The 20,379-nt window shown below is 43.0% G+C and carries 21 protein-coding genes; 11 read left to right on the forward strand and 10 right to left on the reverse strand.

Annotated features, from left to right (window positions below; translation table 11 throughout):
- Nucleotide 1: 1 nt before the first annotated feature.
- Complete coding sequence (locus CLV51_RS11290) at nt 2–664, reverse strand: carbonic anhydrase (protein ID WP_106528136.1); 663 nt, start codon at nt 662–664, stop codon at nt 2–4.
- Between the two features lie 213 nt (nt 665–877).
- Between CLV51_RS11290 and CLV51_RS11295 the strand changes: the two genes are divergently transcribed.
- Nucleotides 878–2,521 (forward strand): ABC-F family ATP-binding cassette domain-containing protein, encoded by a 1,644-nt coding sequence (locus tag CLV51_RS11295; RefSeq protein WP_106528137.1) that lies wholly within the window; start codon nt 878–880, stop codon nt 2,519–2,521.
- Nucleotides 2,522–2,623: 102 nt separating this feature from the next.
- Here the strand turns inward: CLV51_RS11295 and CLV51_RS11300 are convergent, their stop codons facing one another.
- Nucleotides 2,624–3,019: a response regulator gene (locus CLV51_RS11300; protein WP_106528138.1), complete on the reverse strand. Its 396-nt coding sequence runs from the start codon at nt 3,017–3,019 to the stop codon at nt 2,624–2,626.
- 326 nt (nt 3,020–3,345) lie between these two features.
- Complete coding sequence (locus tag CLV51_RS11305) at nt 3,346–4,308, reverse strand: hypothetical protein (protein WP_106528139.1); 963 nt, start codon at nt 4,306–4,308, stop codon at nt 3,346–3,348.
- Between the two features lie 101 nt (nt 4,309–4,409).
- On the opposite strand from CLV51_RS11305, the gene CLV51_RS11310 reads away from it, so the two are divergent.
- The 3 genes from CLV51_RS11310 (at nt 4,410) to CLV51_RS11320 (ending at nt 6,513) form a co-directional block, all read left to right on the forward strand.
- The gene (locus tag CLV51_RS11310) at nt 4,410–5,135 is read left to right on the forward strand and encodes a ribonuclease H-like domain-containing protein (protein ID WP_106528140.1); all 726 of its coding nucleotides are present in this window, start codon (nt 4,410–4,412) and stop codon (nt 5,133–5,135) included.
- 66 nt (nt 5,136–5,201) lie between these two features.
- Entirely contained in the window at nt 5,202–6,197 is a 996-nt protein-coding gene (holA, locus tag CLV51_RS11315; RefSeq protein WP_106528141.1) for a DNA polymerase III subunit delta, read from the forward strand.
- Between the two features lie 28 nt (nt 6,198–6,225).
- Nucleotides 6,226–6,513 carry a hypothetical protein gene (locus CLV51_RS11320; protein WP_106528142.1) on the forward strand — a complete coding sequence of 96 codons (288 nt, stop codon included), beginning with the start codon at nt 6,226–6,228 and terminating at the stop codon, nt 6,511–6,513.
- 3 nt (nt 6,514–6,516) lie between these two features.
- Here CLV51_RS11320 and CLV51_RS11325 read toward each other — a convergent pair whose 3' ends face one another.
- A complete protein-coding gene (locus CLV51_RS11325) occupies nt 6,517–7,452 on the reverse strand; it encodes a bifunctional riboflavin kinase/FAD synthetase (protein ID WP_106528143.1) in 936 nt (311 codons plus the stop codon).
- Nucleotides 7,453–7,589: 137 nt separating this feature from the next.
- Here CLV51_RS11325 and CLV51_RS11330 point away from each other — a divergent pair, with 137 nt between their 5' ends.
- Nucleotides 7,590–8,765: an AIR synthase related protein gene (locus CLV51_RS11330; RefSeq protein WP_106528144.1), complete on the forward strand. Its 1,176-nt coding sequence runs from the start codon at nt 7,590–7,592 to the stop codon at nt 8,763–8,765.
- A 167-nt stretch (nt 8,766–8,932) separates the two neighbouring features.
- Here CLV51_RS11330 and CLV51_RS11335 read toward each other — a convergent pair whose 3' ends face one another.
- A complete protein-coding gene (locus CLV51_RS11335) occupies nt 8,933–10,231 on the reverse strand; it encodes a M56 family metallopeptidase (RefSeq protein ID WP_106528145.1) in 1,299 nt (432 codons plus the stop codon).
- Complete coding sequence (locus tag CLV51_RS11340; protein ID WP_106528146.1) at nt 10,228–10,599, reverse strand: BlaI/MecI/CopY family transcriptional regulator; 372 nt, start codon at nt 10,597–10,599, stop codon at nt 10,228–10,230. Before CLV51_RS11340 ends, CLV51_RS11335 begins: the two co-directional genes overlap by 4 nt.
- Nucleotides 10,600–10,769: 170 nt before the next feature.
- Here CLV51_RS11340 and CLV51_RS11345 point away from each other — a divergent pair, with 170 nt between their 5' ends.
- From CLV51_RS11345 to CLV51_RS11355, 3 genes are all read left to right on the forward strand, one after another.
- Nucleotides 10,770–11,465, forward strand: coding sequence for a cell division ATP-binding protein FtsE (locus tag CLV51_RS11345; RefSeq protein ID WP_106528147.1), 696 nt, complete (start codon nt 10,770–10,772; stop codon nt 11,463–11,465).
- A gap of 148 nt (nt 11,466–11,613) precedes the next feature.
- Nucleotides 11,614–11,886: a 30S ribosomal protein S15 gene (rpsO, locus tag CLV51_RS11350; RefSeq protein WP_106528148.1), complete on the forward strand. Its 273-nt coding sequence runs from the start codon at nt 11,614–11,616 to the stop codon at nt 11,884–11,886.
- 124 nt (nt 11,887–12,010) lie between these two features.
- Nucleotides 12,011–14,398: a polyribonucleotide nucleotidyltransferase gene (locus CLV51_RS11355; RefSeq protein WP_106528149.1), complete on the forward strand. Its 2,388-nt coding sequence runs from the start codon at nt 12,011–12,013 to the stop codon at nt 14,396–14,398.
- Nucleotides 14,399–14,501: 103 nt separating this feature from the next.
- On the opposite strand, the gene CLV51_RS11360 is transcribed toward CLV51_RS11355, so the two are convergent.
- Entirely contained in the window at nt 14,502–15,071 is a 570-nt protein-coding gene (locus CLV51_RS11360; RefSeq protein ID WP_106528150.1) for a hypothetical protein, read from the reverse strand.
- 60 nt (nt 15,072–15,131) lie between these two features.
- On the reverse strand, nt 15,132–15,302 hold the full coding sequence (locus CLV51_RS29090; protein WP_158266975.1) for a hypothetical protein: 171 nt from the start codon (nt 15,300–15,302) through the stop codon (nt 15,132–15,134).
- A 107-nt stretch (nt 15,303–15,409) separates the two neighbouring features.
- Between CLV51_RS29090 and prmA the strand changes: the two genes are divergently transcribed.
- The 3 genes from prmA (at nt 15,410) to CLV51_RS11375 (ending at nt 17,907) form a co-directional block, all read left to right on the forward strand.
- Complete coding sequence (gene prmA / locus CLV51_RS11365; protein WP_106528151.1) at nt 15,410–16,234, forward strand: 50S ribosomal protein L11 methyltransferase; 825 nt, start codon at nt 15,410–15,412, stop codon at nt 16,232–16,234.
- A 118-nt stretch (nt 16,235–16,352) separates the two neighbouring features.
- Nucleotides 16,353–16,994: a glycerol-3-phosphate 1-O-acyltransferase PlsY gene (gene plsY, locus CLV51_RS11370; RefSeq protein WP_106528152.1), complete on the forward strand. Its 642-nt coding sequence runs from the start codon at nt 16,353–16,355 to the stop codon at nt 16,992–16,994.
- A gap of 106 nt (nt 16,995–17,100) precedes the next feature.
- Nucleotides 17,101–17,907 carry a M48 family metallopeptidase gene (locus CLV51_RS11375; protein ID WP_106528153.1) on the forward strand — a complete coding sequence of 269 codons (807 nt, stop codon included), beginning with the start codon at nt 17,101–17,103 and terminating at the stop codon, nt 17,905–17,907.
- Between the two features lie 70 nt (nt 17,908–17,977).
- Here the strand turns inward: CLV51_RS11375 and CLV51_RS11380 are convergent, their stop codons facing one another.
- A complete protein-coding gene (locus tag CLV51_RS11380) occupies nt 17,978–18,922 on the reverse strand; it encodes a hydrogen peroxide-inducible genes activator (RefSeq protein WP_106528154.1) in 945 nt (314 codons plus the stop codon).
- A 118-nt stretch (nt 18,923–19,040) separates the two neighbouring features.
- Nucleotides 19,041–20,369, reverse strand: a complete 1,329-nt coding sequence (locus CLV51_RS11385; RefSeq protein WP_158266976.1) for a hypothetical protein — start codon at nt 20,367–20,369, stop codon at nt 19,041–19,043.
- Between the last annotated feature and the right edge of the window lie 10 nt (nt 20,370–20,379).

A 20,379-nucleotide genomic window follows, 5' to 3' on the forward strand; every position in this document is an offset into this window, starting at 1 on the left:
ATTAATCGCTTTCTTTTTGCATCAGGCCGGAGCCTGTTAAATCGTAAATCTTCTGTATTTCATGTAGTACGCCTTCAAAATCTATTTCCAGATCTTTCAGCATACCGTTTTTCAGGTCATATACCCAGCCATGAACAGTAGGGTAGCCACGGGCTACATATGATTTCTGTACTACGGCTGTTTTAATCACGTTGATGCATTGTTCCTGTGTGTTCAGTTCTACCAGTCTGTTATAGCGTGCATGCTCGTCCGTTATCGCGTTGAGTTCATCCATATGCAAACGGTAAACGTCGCGGATGTTTCGTAGCCAGGGATTCAGGATGCCCATGTCTCTGGGTTGCATCGCAGCTTTTACGCCGCCGCAGTTGTAATGACCGCAAACGATGATATGTTTTACTTCCAGGTGTTCTACTGCGTAGTTGATAACTCCCATGACGTTGAGGTCTGTATTGGGAACAAGATTAGCAATGTTGCGGTGCACAAATACCTCACCAGCTTCCAGTCCCATAATATCATTAGTGGGAACACGACTGTCGCTGCAACCGATATAGAGATAGGCCGGTTTTTGTGAATTCGCCATTCTTTCGAAAAAATCTGCATCGGTGGCTATTTTGGAAGCTACCCAACGTCTGTTATTCTCAAATACCTGGTTATACTCCGTCATACCGTATTAATTTTTATGCGCTAAAGATACGCATAGAAAAGATAAGCGCATGCAACAGCCGGATAAGTTAATATAGCTAATGATTGCATATATAAATATTTATTTAAAAGATGATTACCATCACTCTTTCCCCCTCTATCAGATACACTTGCTTAACTTGGAAAGCCCGTATACTATTCGTACCTTTGCAGCTTCAAAATTTACATAGCCAGCATGATCAGTGTTAAAAACGTAACGCTCTCTTTCGGAAAGAGAGTATTGTTTGACGAAGTAAACCTCAATTTCACAAAAGGGAACTGTTATGGTGTGATTGGGGCCAATGGAGCAGGAAAGTCTACTTTCCTGAAGATATTGTCCGGCGAAATTGAGCCGAACAAAGGTACCGTCGAAATCACTCCGGGCGAGCGCATGAGCGTTCTGAAACAGAACCACTTTGAGTTTGATGAGGTTTCGGTACTGAATGCAGTATTGATGGGTAACAAAAAGCTTTGGGAAATAGCCAACGAAAGAGATACCATCTATGCGAAGGAAGATTTTACCGAAGAGGATGGTATGCGTGCAGGTGAACTGGAAGCAGAATATGGTGAAATGGGCGGTTATACCGCAGAGAGCGATGCAGGTGTATTGCTGGGCGATCTGGGTGTGAAGGAAGAGATGCACAGTGTACTGATGAAAGATATTACTGGTAGCCTCAAGGTGCGTGTTTTGCTGGCGCAGGCGCTATTTGGTAATCCCGATATCCTGCTGCTGGATGAGCCTACGAATGATCTCGATGTAGAAACTATTGGCTGGCTGGAAAACTTCCTGGCCGACTACCAAAATATTGTGATCGTTGTATCGCATGACCGTCACTTCCTGGATGCTGTTTGTACCCACGTAGCAGACGTTGACCGCGCCAAGATCCAGATCTTCAGCGGTAACTATACCTTCTGGTACGAATCATCCCAGTTAATGGCCCGCCAGATATCTGATAAGAACAAGAAGATGGAAGATAAGCGTAAAGACCTCATGGACTTTATCGCCCGATTCAGTGCCAACGCTTCCAAAAGTAAACAGGCTACTTCCCGTAAGAAAGCGTTGGAGAAATTGGTGGTGGAAGATATTCAGCCTTCTAACCGTAAGTATCCGGGTATCATCTTCAAGCAGCAGCGTGAAGTAGGTAACCAGATCCTGAACATAGAAAAACTGGAAAAATTAATTGATGGCCGTAAACTGTTTACAGACGTAACTTTCTCTCTCAATAAAGGAGATAAAGTAGCATTCCTGTCTAAAGATCACCTGGCCCTTACTACCTTCTTCCAGGTAATCAACGGAGAAATATCCGCCGACAGTGGCAAGTTTGAATGGGGAACTACCGTTACCAAAGCATACTTGCCAAACGATAACGCGGAGTTCTTTACAGATAAGAGCCTGAACCTGATGGATTGGTTGCGCCAGTATGTGCCTGCTCACGTAACAGACGTGGATGAGCCTTTCCTGCGTGGCTTCCTGGGTAAAATGTTATTCGGTGGTGATGAAATCATGAAGAAAACTTCCGTATTGAGCGGTGGTGAAAAAGTACGTTGCATGACCAGCCGCATGATGCTGCAGGATCCAAACGTATTGGTACTCGATGAGCCTACCAACCACCTGGATCTGGAATCTATCCAGGCATTCAACGAAAGCATGATCAACTACAAAGGTGTAGTGTTGTTTACCACGCATGACCATACCTTCATGCAATCTGTGGCTACCCGCATTATTGAAATTACACCTAAAGGAATTATCGACAGACTGACAACGTTTGATGAATACCTGGCTGATGAACGTGTGAAAGCACTGCGTGAAGAGATGTATGGGGCTGCGGTATTAGCATAAGAAAAATTGCGAATTACGTATAAAAGCGAATGATATGAGCGAAGTTTATCCGCTTACATCATTCGCTTTTATACGTAATTCGCAATTCGTAATTTGCATCAACTACAGGTATTCTGCTATCACTTTGAGTTTGTTCTTGTCCAGCGGCTTGGTAATATAAGCCATCAACTCAGGGGTATGTTGTACTTTTTGCATATCGCGAACATCCACAGAGGAAGAACACATAATAATCGGAATAGTATTTTTGAAAGATGGTTTTAATCCCCTGTATGCTTCAATAAAATCCCATCCGTTCATCCGCTGCATATTCATATCCAGAATAATAAGGGAGGGTAAGGTAGGTTGCGGAATGGAGGAAAGCTGCTCTAGCGCCTCTTCTGCACAAAGGAAAGAGGTTACTATAAAATGATCGCCTTGCTGCCCCAACATTTTTTTGATAATGAAATGAAAAATTTCATCGTCATCTACAACGTACACTATTTTATTCATGTCTTCCATGCTTCAGTTTTAATTGGGCTTCTTATCTTATCCGTTAATAGCAAAAGGCACACAAAAAGTCGATGAGTAGAAAAATCGCATTGGTTTCAACCAACCAGGGTGTTAGCGGGCCTCCGGCTATTAGTTATTATGGTGGCAAAGAACGTTAATTTAATTTTATTTTTATATATATCTTTTTGTCAATAACTAATCGTTAACAAATACAACGGGTGAAAAAAACATCAAGAAAGGGTAGGAAATGATCGGTTAAACAGCACAGATTCTCCTTTAAACAGCAAAGGCGGAACAATTGTTCCGCCTTTGCTGTTTAGATTTTTTGTTGGCAATTAAAACAGTCCGCCTTTTCTCAGCGTTACTTTTCCCTGACCTATTTTGAAACCGTTGTGATAAATTTCAACTGAATAGTCTCCGGGTTTGAAATCGGAGTTTTGTTTCCAATCCATGCTAACGGTTTGTTTCTGACCAGTTACATAAGCAACTGTTTTCTTGGCAGTGTATAATTTTTCAGTGCCATCTTCCAGTGTAAAACGACCGGACCCCAGTGCTTCTACTGCCAGTGGTGAACCATCAGGCGATGTAATAGCAACATAGATTTCTTTGTCGCCGGTTGGAGCAATACGGTTATCATCCAGATCAAATGTTACACGCATCATATCAGCGCGTTTTGCTTTGGTGGTTTCTACCTCTTTGCCGTTGTGTTTTACACGGATAGGCTGCAACTTAATGTTGGAAGCATGTAATACAGAACCCAGATCTACTTTCTTATGAAGACTATCCTTAACAGTAGATACAGAATCCCTTTCTTTACGTGCTACATCTCTTTCACCTGCCAGTACAATCTTTTCACCTTCCAGGCGCTCGATGGTTTGCGTGTAGCCTTCGATGTTAGATTTTAACTGTTCAATCAAACGGTGGGCTTCAGCCAGCTGTGCCTGTGTAGCATTTTTGTTGGTTAAGATACTGGAGATTCTGGCTTTCATATCCTGGATTTCCTTATCTTTTGTTTTCACCAGGCTGTCCATACGGGTGTTCTGAGAAATTAGATCATCCAAACGCGCATTGGCTGCATTGTATTCCTGTTGTAACGCATCGCGGGAAGATGAAATAGAATCAATCTGCGTGGTTTTTTGTGTGATTTGCTCACTGGATTTATTCTTGTCATACAACATATAAATCCAGGTACCTGCAAGCGCTGCAATTAAAATACCGTAAATTAGACCATTCCGGCTGCGCGGTTTTTCTGGTCCGGGCGATCCCGGTGCAGGGGTGTTAAAAGTGTTCTCCGTCATAGTTGTGAGTTTTATGTTTAATTGTTATATGGTTAAAAGTTGTTATTCAAAAGTAGGTAAATATTCTTATTTTATAATAGATATAAAACCGTTTTTCAATCGTGCTTCCAAAAATTGCATTAGATCAATTACTCCTGCTGGATATAGAGACAACCCCTGGTACTCAGGCGTTTGGACATTTGTCGGATGAAATGCAACTGCTCTGGCGGGAGAAAATTGCAAAAACTGCGCCAGTTTCAGAAAATGATCAGGAAGCATATGCAGACAGAGCTGGCATCTACGCCGAATTTGGTAAAATAGTGTGTATTTCCGTGGGATTCTTCCACCTGGAAAATAACCGGTACCAGCTACGGCTGAAATCGTTTTATAATGATGATGAGGAAGTTGTGTTGAACGGTTTTTTAGAATTAGTAAATAAATTTTATGTCAAATATCCCCGCTTTCAGTTTGCCGGGCATAACATCAAAGAATTTGATATTCCGTTTATTTGCAGGAGGTCTGTCATCCATCAGTTATCTTTGCCGCAGCCTTTACAGCTGCATGACTTTAAACCATGGGAAATGCCTGTGCTGGATACCCTGCATCTATGGCGTTTCGGAGATTTCAGACATTATATTTCCCTGAAACTGCTCACGGCCGTTATGGGAATTGATACACCCAAAGACGACATAGATGGTAGTATGGTAGGGAAAGTTTACTGGGAACAAAAAGACCTGGAACGCATTGCTACCTATTGCCAGAAGGATGTGCTGGCAGTGGCGCAACTGATACTGCGATTTAAACGTGTACCATTGCTGAAAGAAGACGATATAGTAATTATTAAATAAAGCATTTAGCTGTTAGCTTTTGGCATTTAGCTAACAACTAACAGCTAAACGCTAATAGCTAAAATAATGGAATACCAGGATATCATCAGAGATTGGAAACAAAACAAATTCAAGTCATTATACTGGCTGGAAGGAGACGAGGATTTTTTTATTGACCAGGTGACCAGCTATGCGGAACATGAGCTGCTACCGGAATCTGAACAAGGGTTTAATCTCACGGTGCTGTATGGTAAAGATACCGACTGGAGTACTGTTACCAATGCCTGCCGCCGCTATCCCATGTTTGCAGAAAGACAGGTAGTGTTGCTGAAAGAAGCACAAGCTATGCGCGACCTCCTTAAACTGGAAACATACATTGATAATCCGCTTTCCTCCACCGTATTTGTGGTGGCACATAAACAAGGCAAAATCGATGGCCGGAGCAAAATGGCCAAGCTGATCAAGGATAAAGGCGTACTCTTATCTACTAAAAAATTATATGATAACCAACTTCCCGCCTGGGTAGAATCTTACGTGAGCAGCCGTGGACTGGCCATCTCACAAAAGGCGGCTATTCTGCTGGTAGATCATATCGGTAATGACCTTTCACGTATTGCCAATGAAATAGATAAACTGCTGGTCAATTTGCCGGCCCAAAAGAAAATAGACGAAGGCGATATTGAAAAATATGTAGGCATCAGCAAAGAATACAATGTATTTGAATTGCAGAATGCCCTCGGACAAAAAAACACAGAGAAAGTATTTCGTATCATCACTTATTTTGCTGCCAATCCCAAAGCCGCGCCCATCCAGATGACGTTGCCGGCCCTGTATAATTTTTTCGCCAAAGTAAATCTCATCTTCAGTGTCAAAGGTGCGGAAAAGGACGTCGCTGCTGCATTGGGCGTACATCCATTCTTCGTAAAAGACTATATGAATGCTGCACGCCAGTATGGACCTGAGGGTACAGAAAAAGCGATCCTTTTATTACATCAGTATAACCTGCGGAGTATAGGCATTAACGATAGTGGTGTGGAAGACGGAGAATTGATGAAGGAACTGATGTATAAGGTAATGCACTGATGCGCATATTTCAAACTTATTGATACCTATGGCTAAAGTTTATGTTATTGTGATCCGGCAAGTCTCCCTTGTCATATTATTTTTACTGGGACTGATTTCGCTGTTCGTAGATGGGGTGTTTATATATGGTATTGCAACCGGGCAGTTTAAAGAAGGGTTTCAGTACTCCGATTTGTCCTTTGCCATTAGTTATGTATTGATAGGCGTTTTTCTGGCACTATTTACATTTTTAACCTTTTATGGTGCTTACAAATTATTAAAAGGCACCAAAAAGAAGGAAAAGAAATCCATTGAACTTTTAGGAGAAGAGTTTTAATAGTTATCTTTCTAAAATCTCCTTTGCCTGTATGGAATCTTTATCCATCTGTACAATCAGTGCATTAATATCATCAAATTTCAGATTGGACCTGATATATTCCACAAAGTATACGGTCAGTTCCTGCCCGTAAATATCTTCATTGAAATCAAATATATGCACTTCCAGACGCAGGTCTGTACCATTAAAAGTTGGGCGGAATCCAATACTCATTACAGCCGGTAATAAGTCAGGATACCCGCTCAGGCCCACCCGTACAGCGTAAATACCTTCCGCCGGGATCAGTTTCCTTTGATCTGCCAGGTGAATGTTGGCAGTGGGATACCCCAGCTGACGCCCCATCTTATCCCCGTGAACAACTGTCCCGGATAAAAAATAGGGGTAGCCCAGCAACTCATTGGCGAGCTGAATGTCGCCTTCCTGCAGGCTTTTACGGATTTTGGTAGAGCTCACCGTAAGATCATGTACCACCTGTTGTGGAATCTCTATCAGCTGAAAGCCGTATTGTTGCTGCTCTGCCTCGAGGAGTTCCAGTCCGCCTTCCCGGTTATGGCCAAAACGATGATCATAACCAATGATAATGGTATGCGGCTTGAAACGTGCTACCAGGAAGTCTTCCAGGTACCCGCGGGCAGATAGTTCAGAAAATGCTTTGGTAAAAGGTACCACCACCAGGTGATCAATGCCTGCCCGTTCGAGCAGCGCAATTTTTTCGGACAAGGTGGTCAGTAAGCGAATATTATTGGGTTTAGGCAGCAATACTTCCCGTGGGTGGGGATCAAAAGTAACGATCACGGTTTCACCGCCACCATTATTGGCAGCCTGCTCCAGTTGTTGTAAAATGAAGCGATGGCCTGCATGTACCCCGTCAAATGTGCCTATCGTAATAACAGCATTACGGAATTCCGGTAAGTGGTCTAAGTCCCTGTGAACCTGCATATAAATCAATAACTATCAAAAACGCCGTGCAAATCTAACACATTCGGCGGGCATTCTGCACGGAATCTGTTACTTTTGCTGCCTGAAGAGCATCTTTATTTAGTTATTTTTTTATTTACTTATTTATTTATTTCCCGGTGGATAATAATATTTACGCCAAGCGCGGTGTTTCGGCAGGCAAGGAAGATGTGCACAATGCCATTAAAAATATTGATAAGGGCCTTTTCCCGAAAGCATTCTGCAAAATTGTACCCGATATTTTAGGGGGCGATGAAGCGTATTGCAATATCATGCATGCGGACGGTGCGGGTACCAAATCCTCCCTGGCTTACATTTATTGGAAAGAAACCGGTGATCTGGGTGTATGGAGAGGTATTGCACAGGATGCGATCATCATGAATATGGATGATCTGCTATGTGTGGGCGCTACAGACAATATCCTGCTGTCTTCTACTATTGGCCGTAACAAACAGCTACTGCCGGGTGAAGTAATAGCGGCGATCATTAACGGAACAGAAGAAATTCTGGCGGAACTGCGCAATCATGGTATCAGCATCTATTCTACCGGCGGCGAAACCGCAGATGTAGGTGATCTGGTACGTACTATCATCGTGGATTCTACGGTTACCTGCAGAATGAAACGGGCAGATGTGATCTCTAATGATCGTATCCGGGCGGGTGATGTGGTAGTAGGACTGGCCTCTTACGGACAGGCAACCTACGAAACGGAATACAATGGTGGTATGGGTAGCAATGGCCTTACCAGTGCGCGCCATGATGTATTCAGCAAGGTGATTGCAGAAAAATATCCCGAAAGCTTTGACCCCAATATTCCTTTTGAACTGGTGTTCAGTGGTAAGAAATCATTGACAGATAAAATAGATATTCCTGGTTTTGGCGCTATGGATGCGGGTAAGCTGGTATTATCGCCTACACGTACCTATGCACCGGTGATCAAAAAAGTACTGGAGCAATTCCGTCCGCAGATACACGGTATGGTGCATTGCAGTGGTGGTGCACAAACCAAGGTGTTGCATTTTATTGAAAAACTGCATGTCATAAAAGATAACCTGTTCCCTGTTCCTCCTTTATTCAGCCTGATCCAGGAACAATCCGGCACACCCTGGAAAGAAATGTACCAGGTGTTCAATATGGGACACAGAATGGAATTATACGTACCAGAGGAGATTGCAGCAGACATTATCAGCATTTCCAAAAGCTTTAATATCGATGCACAGATCATAGGCAGGGTAGAAGCGGCAGCGGAGAAAAAAGTAACGGTGAAAGCACCGGCCGGCACTTTTGAATATTAGGATCATCTTTTTATAAGATAAAAAAATCCCACCTGGTATTAGCAGGTGGGATTTTACTTATAGGGCAGTTGTGTTATTTTGATAGCTGAAATGTAATAGGGAAAGTGTGGTGGTTCCTCTACGAAGGTGAATATTTCATCGCCGCTGGCATCATGTTTTGGATTATCCTACTCTACGGCAAAACGTATAGGGAGACTATACTGAACGGCTACGCGTTCCCCTTTTTGTGTTCCGGGGATCCAATTGGGCATGCAGTTTACCACACGAAGGGCTTCTTCGCCAAGTCCGTCACCTGGATCCTGATTGATTATTTTCACATGGCTGATCTTACCTGTCTTTTCTACTACAAACCCTACAAAAATGGTTCCGGAGGTTCTATTCTTCCGTGCCGCTTTAGGATAGTGGATACTGTGGGCAAGATAAATTACCAGCGCCTCCTCACCCCCTTTATAAGTTGGGGGCTGATCTACAACTACGAAAACTTCGTTATCCACACTGTCTTGTTTTGCGGCCGGTATGCTATCGCGTACAACTGCTTTATCCTTTTGTAGGCGTATATTACTGCTATTGGCCGAAAGCGCCCGAATGGCGGATGGGCGCTTGTCGGCCACAAAAGCAAGTGAACAAAATATGAATGCCGCAAGCGGCAGTACCAGTATCCGGCGCAAATAACTGAATCTTGGTGTGTGAAATTGTGTAAGCATAAGGATTCTTCGTTTTATAGGCGGATGAAAAAAATTGTTGGTGATACTAAATTGTTTGCTTTGGAAAGCTATCTGCAGAATGGTTTGGGCGTAACCGGCTACTTCTCCCCCGGCTGCTTTTTTATCTGCCAGAAATTCGTGTACCAGTGCCAGCTCACGTTTCATCAGGTGAAAAAAAGGATTGATCCAGCAAATGGCAGTTACTATCTCCATAAAAAGTTTATCCGTGCTATGTTTTTCCTGCAGGTGTACCAGCTCGTGCTTCAGTATCTGCTGGCCTTCCGGGCTGTTCAATGGTGTGTGCTGATCCCAGAAAATATAGGTGAAGAAGGAGAATGGTGCTGTTATTTCCTGGTTTTTCACAAACCGGTAGGGAGGCACTTCCTGTATTGTGCTGTGGCGGATGAGGCGCCTGATCTTAACAAGACTTACCAGCAGACGTATCAGCAACAGCAGGATGATGGCCATATATATAACAGTGATCACTATACGGAAATTGATCACCTGCGCAACAGGTGGTATCACTGTTTCCCGCAGGGTAATGATGCGTGCGGTATACGACAGTACTGCAGATGGTTCCGTTTGCTGAAATGGCAATGGGATCTGCAGCAGTGGCGTTAGCAGCGATACCAGTGTAATCAGTACCAGGTAGTACCGGTTCCACTGGTGGAACCGGTTATTACGTAGGGCTATAAAATAATAGCCATATAATACAGCCGAGCAAAGTATTACTTTGGATAGATAGGTGAGCAGCGCTATCATGATTTAGGCTTTTGTGTGTCTTTGATTTTTTGTACCAGTTTTTCCAGTTCTGAAATACTCAATTCTTTTTCTTTTACAAAAAAAGAAACCATGTTGCTGAAAGAGCCGTCGAAATAGCCTTTCACGATATTGTTGACAGTCTTGTGGCTGTAAGCATCTTTCGTTACTACTGCAAAATACTGGTGAGATTTGCCGTATGCTTTGAAGTCAACAAACCCTTTTTCTATCAGTATTTTTACCAGGGTAGATACCGTGTTGTAATGCGGTTTGGGCTCCGGCATAACTTCAATGATATCTTTCACAAATGCGGGCCCGGTTTCCCAGAGTGCCTGCATGATCTGTTCTTCTGCCTTGGTTAATTGCTTCATGTTTTTATTTTGTAATCCTAAGTTATAACTAATTATTTAGTTTAAAAACTATTTTTTTAGTTTTAGCAGAGATAACCGGTTGTGATTATTTTGACAGATTATCACAACGAGTTATTTTTTAATTAGTTATTTTTGTTCGCAATAGATCGTATTAAAAAAGAAAAAAGGACATGACGCCTGAGCAACCTATCATCCAATTAACTAATGCCAGTATTTACCAGGGGAATTCATTGATTTTAGCAGATGTGAATATCACGGTAAATAAGGGCGAGTTTGTATATCTCATCGGAAAAACGGGCACGGGTAAATCCAGCTTGTTGAAAACGCTGTACGGCGATTTGCCTTTAAACGACGGCACCGGGCAGGTAGTGGGTTTTGACCTGAAGAAGATGGATTGGAAAAAAGTACCTTACCTTCGCCGGAATCTGGGTGTGGTATTTCAGGACTTTCAACTGCTGACAGACCGCAATGTGCATGATAATCTGAAGTTTGCGCTGCGGGCTACCGGTTGGCAGGACAATAAGGAAATAGAAGACAAGATTGCAGATGTGCTGGATAAAGTAGGGTTGGGCACCAAGGGTTTTAAAATGCCTTATGAGTTGTCTGGCGGAGAGCAGCAGCGTGTGGATATTGCCCGCGCCATGCTTAATTCACCTAAGCTGATTTTGGCAGATGAGCCTACCGGTAACCTGGACCCTGAAACATCTGACGGTATCATGCAGTTGTTATTCCGCATCTGCAGGGAAGGTACCGCCATTGTGATGGCCACACACGATTATATTGTATTACAAAAATTCCCATCCCGTGTACTCCGTACAGAAAACGGGCATGTGGCAGATAACGCAGCAGTGAATTTTTCTTCTTAGGAGTTGTTGAGGAAGAATCCTTTACAGATGTGGATTATCCATCATTAATTATTAATTTCCGGTTAATTGGTAATTCCTATTTTTTAAACTACCTTTGCACCGGAAAAATAGCGACAAAAAACATTATTATTACTTATTATTTTTAAAGATGTCTTACTTAACTGTTGAAAAGAAAGCCAATATTTTTAAGGAATTTGGTGGAAGCGAAAAAAATACAGGCTCTTCGGAAGCACAAATTGCACTGCTGACTGAGCGTATCAACAGCATTTCCGGTCACCTGAAACAAAACAAAAAGGATTTTTCTACCCACCGTGGTTTGATGAAGATGGTTGGCCAGAGAAAGCGTTTGCTTTCCTATTTATCTAAAACCAACCTCACAGGCTACCGTGCCCTCATCGAGAAGTTAGGTATCAGGAAATAACCATGACTTAATTATAGCGCTATTCCCAACTTTTTAGGTTGGGAATAGTTTTTTTGTATGTATACCTTTTGTTGTTCTTTAGCGATCAAAAAAGAATAACTTTATTTTTAATCCTCACTTTATTATGAATCTGACACCTATTTCAGTGAAATTCGATATAGGAGACGGTCGTATGGTGACCATCGAAACCGGCAAGTTGGCCCGCCAGGCCGACGGTGCTGTTACGGTGCGTTTAGGGAATGCTATATTGCTTGCCACTGTGGTAGCAAATAAAGAACCCAAACCAGGCCAGTCATTCTTCCCGCTTACAGTTGATTATCAGGAAAAATTTGCTTCTGCCGGCCGTATACCCGGTTCCTTTTTCAAACGTGAAGGCCGGTTGTCTGATTCAGAGGTTTTAATCTCCCGCCTGATTGACCGTGCGCTCCGCCCTTTGTTTCCCGATAACTACTTATGTGAAGTACAGGTATTAGTTTCCCTGATATCTTCCGATCCTGAAGTAATGCCTGATGCACTGGCTTGTTTGGCTGCATCTGCTGCTTTGGCTGTTTCTGATGTTCCCATCCAGGAAATCATTTCAGAAGCACGTGTTGCCCGTATTGATGGCAAATACGTAATCAACCCTAACCGTACCGAGCTGGCTAAAGCTGATATGGACTTCATCATTGGTGCTACCGACAAGAACATCATGATGGTGGAAGGTGAAAGTAAAGAGTGCCAGGAAGAAGACCTGATCCTCGCAATTGAGGCAGCACACGCTGCTATCAAAGTGCAGGTGAAGGCACAGGAAGAGCTGCGTGACCTGAAAGGCGTTACCGGCAAACGTGAATACACTCAACCACATCAGAACGAAGAACTGAAAGCAAAAGTTGCTGCTTTTGCTACAGACAAAATATACAAGGTAGCTAAATCAGCTTCTGCCAAGCATGACCGCAGCGATGCGTTTACTGCTATTGGTGTGGAACTGAAAGAGCACCTGGGCGAATTGCCTGAAGAAGATCAACCGCTGGTTAAAGAATACCTGCATGATCTGGAAAAAGAAGTGATCCGTAACATGATCCTGGACGAATCTGTTCGTCTGGATGGTCGTGCACTGGATCAGGTTCGTCCGCTGGCAATGGAAACAGATATCCTGCCTTCTCCGCACGGTTCCGCCTTGTTTACCCGTGGTGAAACACAGTCCCTGACTACTGTTACACTGGGTACTCCGGAAGATGAGCTGCTGGTGGAAAGTGCTGCTGTTTCTAACTACTCTAAATTTATCCTGCACTACAATTTCCCTCCGTTCTCTACAGGCGAAGTGAAAATGATGCGCGGCCCTGGTCGTCGTGAAGTAGGACATGGTAACCTGGCTATGCGCTCTCTGAAGCAAATGATGCCGGGTAGCGACTACGCTTACACAGTGAGAGTAGTTTCCGATATCCTCGAATCTAACGGTTCTTCTTCCATGGCTACCGTTTGTGCTGGTTCACTGGCACTGATGGACGCAGGTGTACCTTTGCCTAAACACGTTTCCGGTGTGGCAATGGGGCTTATCTCCCGCGCTTCCGATGGTAAATGGGCAGTATTAACCGATATCCTCGGTGATGAAGATCACTTGGGTGATATGGATTTTAAAGTAACCGGTACACGCGATGGTATTGTTGGTATCCAGATGGATATCAAAGTAGACGGTTTAAGTATGGATGTAATGCGTTCCGCACTGGCTCAGGCCAAAAAAGGACGTCTGCACATTGTGGAAGCAATGTACGAAGCATTCCCTGCTGCCCGTCCTGAACCTAAACCACATGCACCACGCATGGAAAAAATTATCATCGACCGTGAATTTATCGGCGCGATAATCGGACCAGGTGGTAAAATTATACAGGAGATCCAACGCGAAACCGGTACTACCATCAACATCGAAGAAGTTGGTGAAACCGGTGAAGTAAGCATCTTCTCTGCACAGAAAGAAAGCCTGGATAAAGCAGTAGCATGGGTGAAAGGAATCATTGCTATACCTGAAGTAGGTGAAGTATATGAATCTGTTGTAAAATCAATCATGCCTTACGGTGCTTTTGTTGAGTTCATGCCTGGTAAACAAGGCTTGCTCCACATCTCTGAAGTTTCCTGGAAACGCCTGGAAACAATGGAAGGTGTGCTGACAGAAGGCGAAAAAGTAAAAGTAAAACTCACTGGTACCGATCCTAAAACCGGTAAGTTTAAGCTGAGCCGCAAAGTGCTGATGCCTAAACCTGAAGGTTATGTAGAAAGACCAGAGCGTGATGAGCGTGGTGGAGATGACCGTCGTGGTGGTGGTGATTTCCGTGATCGTGGCGATCGTGGTGGCGACAGGCGTGATAGCCGTGGCCCACGCGACGACAGACGCGGTGGTGACGACAGACGTGGTGGTGGAGATGACCGCCGTGGTGGTGGTGAAAGACGCGATTTTAACCGTGATAGCCGTCCCGGTGGTGATTATAACGCCCGTCCTGAAAAACCTCAGGAACCGACCTTTGATGGCGAAGAATAGTCACTGTTATAGCTAGCAGATAACTGGAATTAAATAGAAAAAGAAAGCAGTCACACCGGTGGCTGCTTTCTTTTTTGACTAAAGGCTATTGGTATTATTCAGGTTATCTTCTCGTCAGTTGCTCTACACAAAAAGTACTTTCACGAAATATTTCTTTGCCACTGTTTAATCTGAATACGCGATAATTAGTTCCGTCAATAGGTTCCGCAATCATCTTATAAGAGGGCTGAACAGCTTTATTACTCCGCTCTATTACCCTCAAAGTTCCGTTTACCAACAAACCGGGCAATATTTCTTCCACATAAGGTAACAGAATACCGCCATCTTCGGCCCATAACATATTCATCTTATCTGTACGATAGCTGAGATCTTTGTTGGTAGTATCTTCCAGGTAGCAATAGGCTTTGCGGTAATGTGCGCCCATATCTGTCGCATTCAGTTTTACAAACTGTATGTTACGGAATACCCTGTTGTTGTTTTTGCTCTGACGAAGGGTAGTATCCATGCTGACCATATAATCGAGCAGCACCTGCCGGTCGAAAATTAATACCACATTTTCAGTCTGGTACGTAATAGAGTCAGTCATAGGTTGGACTGGCTGGACTTTAATAACCTGGGCCATACCGGATAGGGATAGCGCCACGCCGGTCAGCAGGAGAAACAGTGTTTTCATAGAATATTTGATATGATTTATAAATCAAATATAATACTATTCACATTAATGTGTCATTGCTCAGGGTAATAAGGGCGGATTAGGTGGGTTTTCTGCAGTGCCAGCGGGGCTTTCCATGTTTTCAGCTGCTTTATTTTCCACTTGCTGCAGGAAATGAAGAAATTCCTGGTACAATGGATCTTTGGTAGGATCGTAAGTATTGGTGGTTGAATGCAGCTTTGGGTCAGTCATGCTTGGTATTTATATGAACAAAACGGATGTTTTCTCCGGGAATTATTATTTAATGCGTAGTACGGCTCCTTCTTGTGATAGCAGGCAATTACCTATATTTGCCACTTATGTCACACATTGCTATTACTATATTTGCAGGCGCGGAGCATACTGACCTGTTGATTGCACAACTATCTGCTATTGGTTTTGAAGGATTCGAGGAGCAGTCCGATGTGCTTATCGGCTATATCCCTGAAACCGACTTTAACGAAGCAGTATTGCAGTCAATATTGCAGCCTCACGGAATTACTTATACGAAGGAAACAATTTTGCCTGTAAACTGGAACGCAGTGTGGGAAAGTAATTTTCAGCCTGTACAGGTAGATAATTTCTGTGGCATCCGTGCTGCTTTTCATCCTCCGTTCAGCCCAGAGCCGGAATACGAGATTGTAATAACGCCTAAAATGGCTTTTGGTACAGGGCATCATGCTACTACCGCTTCCATGATAAAGTTGATGCAGGAGCTTTCTTTTACCGGTAAAAGTGTGTTCGACTTTGGTACCGGCACCGGTATACTGGCTATCCTGGCGGAAATGATGGGGGCTACTACTGTAGATGCAATTGATTATGATGAATGGGCAGTGAATAATGCACTGGAAAATATAACAGCTAACAATATGGATAAGGTAAAGGTGTGGCAGGCAGATACGCTGGATGCCATCACAGCCGGTTACGATATTGTATTAGCTAATATCAACTGCAACATATTGCTGCGTTTTATGGCAGATATGCGCCGGTTACTGCAGCCAGGAGGTAAATTGTTACTGAGTGGTATTATGCCTTCTGACGAAGCACAAATTGTAGCGGCTGCTATTCCGCAAGGTTTTGTACTGGAGAAAAAAATTGAAAAGGATAACTGGCTGGCCCTGCAATTTGAGGCAATAGCCGCATAATGTGTTAAAACTTACATATGAAAAGTGCTGATAATCCAACTTTTGTGTTACAAACTTTTCTAATATTCGCTTAATTTTAACACAGAATTCGTTATCTTAGCATTCCTAACTTATAGTGATGACAGAAATTTTATTGCTTATTTGCGCTTATCTGATAGGATCTGTTCCTACAGCTGTATGGGTAAGTAAAGGTATTTTTGGTATGGATATCAGGGAGTACGGTAGCGGCAATGCCGGTGCTACTAATACTTTCCGGGTACTGGGTCCTAAAGCCGGTACTTTTGTAATGGTGGTAGACATGCTGAAAGGTGTGTTGGCAGTGCGACTGGCTTATCTGGCGGCTTACTATCATGATCCGGAGCATCTCACCCAGCTGGTGAATCTCCAGATAGGTTTGGGCCTTGCTGCGGTAGTTGGTCATATTTTTCCTATATGGGCAAATTTCAAGGGCGGTAAAGGTATCGCCACCTTATTCGGACTGGTGCTGGCTATTCAGCCATTGGTAGCATTATGTTGTGTGGGTGTATTTTTAATGATCCTTTTTTTAACGAGATATGTTTCATTGAGTTCTATTATAGCCAGTATCGCGTTTCCGATATTGATTCTCTACATTTTTAATGAGCCGGAAATTTTTTATCGCATCTTCGCTATAGCAGTGGCATTAATGGTAGTATTAACGCACCAGAAAAACATCACGCGGTTATTGAAGGGAGTGGAAAGTAAAGTGCCGCTATTTAAGAACAGAAAAGGAAAAAACTAAATTAGCTATAAGCGAAAGCATAAAGCAAAAAGCAATGCTCATAAAATGTGCATGCTTTTTGCTTTGTGCTTTTCGCGTTTTACGCATAAATAAATTTGATTCTCCCATGAAAAAGTATGTTTTATTCTTTACTGCAGGCCTTGGATTGATGGCAGCATGTACACGTGTGCCCATTACCGGCCGTAGCCAGTTAAATCTGATGCCTGAGAGCACCATGGAATCAATGGCTGTGGAGCAGTACCGGTCGTTCTTATCCACAAACAAAGTCGTATCCCAGGGCACCAGTAGGGATGCGGATATGGTAAAGCGGGTAGGACAACGTATTGCAGCTGCTGTTACCAGGTACATGACCCAAAATAATATGGGAAGCGAGGTGGCCAGTTATAAATGGGAATTCAACCTGGTAAATAATAACGAAGTGAATGCCTGGTGCATGCCCGGTGGAAAAGTAGTTGTGTATACAGGTCTGCTGCCGGTTACACAAAACGAAACGTCGCTGGCATGTGTAATGGGTCATGAAATAGCCCATGCTATTGCCCGTCATGGTAACGAGCGCATGAGCCAGGGCTTGGTGGCACAGGGTATACAGGTAGCTGGTGCGTTGGCATTGGGTAAAAATCCTACTGCTGTAGGCATCTTTAACCAGGCTTTTGGTATAGGCGGAAACGTAGGTATGTTGGCATTTTCCCGTCAAAATGAGCTGGAAGCCGATCATCTGGGTGTGATATTCATGGCAATGGCCGGGTACAATCCACAGGAAGCTATTCCTTTCTGGCAACGTATGGCCAGCATGAGCAATGGTCAAAAGCCACCGGAATTTCTGAGCACGCACCCCAGTGATGCAACCCGCGTACAAAAATTACAACAACTGATGCCTGAGGCGATGAAGTACTATACGCCAGGCAGAGGATAGTAGATAGCTTTTAGCGGTTAGCTTTTAGCTTTTAGCAAAAAGCTAACCGCTAAAAGCTAACCGCTAAAAGCTATTCGTTAATGATCTCTATTACTTTTTTATTCTTCTGCACTTTCATTTTCTCCGGCACATGTGCCAGGATCTCTTTTTTGAAAGCTTCTATCAGCGCCTGTTTAATGAAGTGGCGATGTGTTACCAGGCTGATTTCCCGCACAGGTTCAGGCGTTTTGAAATAACGTACCATATTGAGCTGCCGGGCAGTCAGATCCTGCAGGGAGAGTTCTGGCAATATAGTATAACCCTCATTCAGGTCCACCATTCTTTTTAGTGTTTCCACGCTGCCGGTATTGTATTCCAGGTTTTTGTTGTCGCCCATGGTGAATTTATCTTTACAGATATTCAGCACCTGGTTGCGCATACAGTGTCCTTCATTGAGCAACCACACGTCTTTTATATCCAGTTCTTCCGCTTTCACTATTTTTTTCTCGTACAGCGGATTGCTTTTAGCAGTGTACACTACAAAGGATTCGTAGAATAACGGGTGTTCTTCCAGGTGTTGATTATGCAGGGGAGTGGCCAGCAGACCGCAATCCAGCAGTTCCTGCTTCAGCTGTTGCATAATTTGTTCTGTGGGATATTCCCATATTTCCAGTCTTACCTTTGGGTATTTTTTCATGAAGCCGGTAAGGATGCGGGGAAGGAGATAAGGTGCCAGTGTAGGGATGATACCTACTTTCAGATTGCCTTGCACTTCCTTTTTCTGATCTGCAATAATTTCGCGGATGCGGGCATTTTCCTTAATGATGATCCTGGCTTGCGTAATAACTGCGATGCCTATTTCTGTGGGTACTACCGGTAATTTACTACGATCAAACAGTTTAATGCCTAATTCATCCTCCAGCTTCTGTATCTGCATACTCAGTGTAGGTTGAGTAACAAAGCACTTCTCTGCTGCTACTACAAAACTTCTGTATGTCTCTACTGCAACAATATATTCCAATTGAACTGTCGTCATTTCCTCTAAATTGATCTCATAAAGGTATTGATAAAATCTATATTTACTTAAAAAGAAATTGGGGATATCGAGATATTGCTATCTCAAAATCCCCAGCTTCAAAACGTTCAGATCAACGTTAGAATATCCGGTAGCGGTATTTGATCTTTTCTGTATTGCTGTACAGTTCACGGATGTTGATAGAAGCCTGGATTTCACCAACTGCTTCTGTTTTCAGATTCCTGAACTCTGCCTGTTTGGTATCAATGATGCTCTTGTCTGCCAAACCATTGTCCTGCGCTATTTTCAGCGAATTGTTCACCTTGGTATAATAAGAATCCAGCAGGGTAAAATATTCATTGTACAGATTTTCAAATCGTTTGGTTTGCAGCACGAGATCTTCCAGTTGGTTATTTACTTCTTTCAAAGAAGAATTCTCACGCAACAGCGATTCATAATCTATACGTTTGCCTTTGGTATACTTTGCTTCCAGCTGATTAAAATAATCGATTACTTTTTCTTTCTTAAAATCAAAAAAGTACTCGTTCATCGTCTGACTTAAACTCTGGTTGCCCTTCTGTGGCGCCGGAAATTTCATGGAAGTAGCAGTGAACGAGAGGTGGTCAAACAGGTTATCCTGCAGCAGGCTTAACTGATCTTTATTAAAGTTCAGGCCGTATTCAAATTTCTGATTCGCATCATTTAATGCCGTGTAATACACTACATATTTGTTGAGCTCTTTTTCAAAATCCTGTAACGACTTCTGATTAATCTGTTTATTGTTCACACTCACACTATGCAGGAAGTTCATCACTGAATTAGCAATGGCGAGTGGTGGCGTAAGAGAGGTGAAGCTCTGGAAGATAGGACTGTTGATGATAGATTTGGTGGACTCTACAATCTTTGAATTTTTTTCTCCCTTATCTCCTTTATTTTTTAAGATGATCTTTTCTACCAGTTCTACAATCCGGTCGCTCAATGAAAAGCCCAGTGCTTTACTTTCCGGGTTATTCAGTGAGGTGATGAATACATCCAGGTTATTGGTAGTAGTACGGGATTTCAGATCGATAATTTTCTTATTGAGCAGATAGTAAGTCTCGCTGGCATTCACGATATTACTTTTAATCAATTCATATTTACTGATATTATCTATTTCCTTACCCTGCAGCAAGGCTTGTATAGCATTTGAGTTTTGTTTATCATTATCTGTGATCCGCTGCATTTCTTCCACAATTCTGCGGATAGTAGTATCCTGGGTTTTAATGGTAGGTGAGGTAGTGCTTTTCAGTTCAGGATCCTGTGCCTGTGCAGTATGGAAGGTGAGTAAAAAGATAATAGGTGCCGGTATAGCTTTGATCCATCGTGTAGACAGTATTTTTTCTGCCAGATGTACTAACGGTAATGACACACCGAGCTTTGATGACAAGCGTTTATCATGCTTCATTTCCGTTGGTAGGTGTTTTAACATATTGTTTTTT

Origin of the sequence: Chitinophaga niastensis (assembly GCF_003014755.1) — a bacterium.
Classification (GTDB): Bacteria; Bacteroidota; Bacteroidia; order Chitinophagales; family Chitinophagaceae; genus Chitinophaga; species Chitinophaga niastensis.

Excerpts from the sequence above, each read along its gene's own strand:
- CLV51_RS11290 (WP_106528136.1), bottom strand. The coding sequence starts at position 664 with ATGACGGAGTATAACCAGGTATTTGAGAATAACAGACGTTGGGTAGCT.
- CLV51_RS11295 (WP_106528137.1), top strand. The coding sequence starts at position 878 with ATGATCAGTGTTAAAAACGTAACGCTCTCTTTCGGAAAGAGAGTATTG.
- CLV51_RS11300 (WP_106528138.1), bottom strand. The coding sequence starts at position 3,019 with ATGGAAGACATGAATAAAATAGTGTACGTTGTAGATGACGATGAAATT.
- CLV51_RS11305 (WP_106528139.1), bottom strand. The coding sequence starts at position 4,308 with ATGACGGAGAACACTTTTAACACCCCTGCACCGGGATCGCCCGGACCA.
- holA (WP_106528141.1), top strand. The coding sequence starts at position 5,202 with ATGGAATACCAGGATATCATCAGAGATTGGAAACAAAACAAATTCAAG.
- CLV51_RS11320 (WP_106528142.1), top strand. The coding sequence starts at position 6,226 with ATGGCTAAAGTTTATGTTATTGTGATCCGGCAAGTCTCCCTTGTCATA.
- CLV51_RS11325 (WP_106528143.1), bottom strand. The coding sequence starts at position 7,452 with ATGCAGGTTCACAGGGACTTAGACCACTTACCGGAATTCCGTAATGCT.
- CLV51_RS11335 (WP_106528145.1), bottom strand. The coding sequence starts at position 10,231 with ATGATAGCGCTGCTCACCTATCTATCCAAAGTAATACTTTGCTCGGCT.
- CLV51_RS11340 (WP_106528146.1), bottom strand. The coding sequence starts at position 10,599 with ATGAAGCAATTAACCAAGGCAGAAGAACAGATCATGCAGGCACTCTGG.
- CLV51_RS11345 (WP_106528147.1), top strand. The coding sequence starts at position 10,770 with ATGACGCCTGAGCAACCTATCATCCAATTAACTAATGCCAGTATTTAC.
- rpsO (WP_106528148.1), top strand. The coding sequence starts at position 11,614 with ATGTCTTACTTAACTGTTGAAAAGAAAGCCAATATTTTTAAGGAATTT.
- CLV51_RS11355 (WP_106528149.1), top strand. The coding sequence starts at position 12,011 with ATGAATCTGACACCTATTTCAGTGAAATTCGATATAGGAGACGGTCGT.
- CLV51_RS11360 (WP_106528150.1), bottom strand. The coding sequence starts at position 15,071 with ATGAAAACACTGTTTCTCCTGCTGACCGGCGTGGCGCTATCCCTATCC.
- CLV51_RS29090 (WP_158266975.1), bottom strand. The coding sequence starts at position 15,302 with ATGACTGACCCAAAGCTGCATTCAACCACCAATACTTACGATCCTACC.
- prmA (WP_106528151.1), top strand. The coding sequence starts at position 15,410 with ATGTCACACATTGCTATTACTATATTTGCAGGCGCGGAGCATACTGAC.
- plsY (WP_106528152.1), top strand. The coding sequence starts at position 16,353 with ATGACAGAAATTTTATTGCTTATTTGCGCTTATCTGATAGGATCTGTT.
- CLV51_RS11375 (WP_106528153.1), top strand. The coding sequence starts at position 17,101 with ATGAAAAAGTATGTTTTATTCTTTACTGCAGGCCTTGGATTGATGGCA.
- CLV51_RS11380 (WP_106528154.1), bottom strand. The coding sequence starts at position 18,922 with ATGACGACAGTTCAATTGGAATATATTGTTGCAGTAGAGACATACAGA.
- CLV51_RS11385 (WP_158266976.1), bottom strand. The coding sequence starts at position 20,369 with ATGTTAAAACACCTACCAACGGAAATGAAGCATGATAAACGCTTGTCA.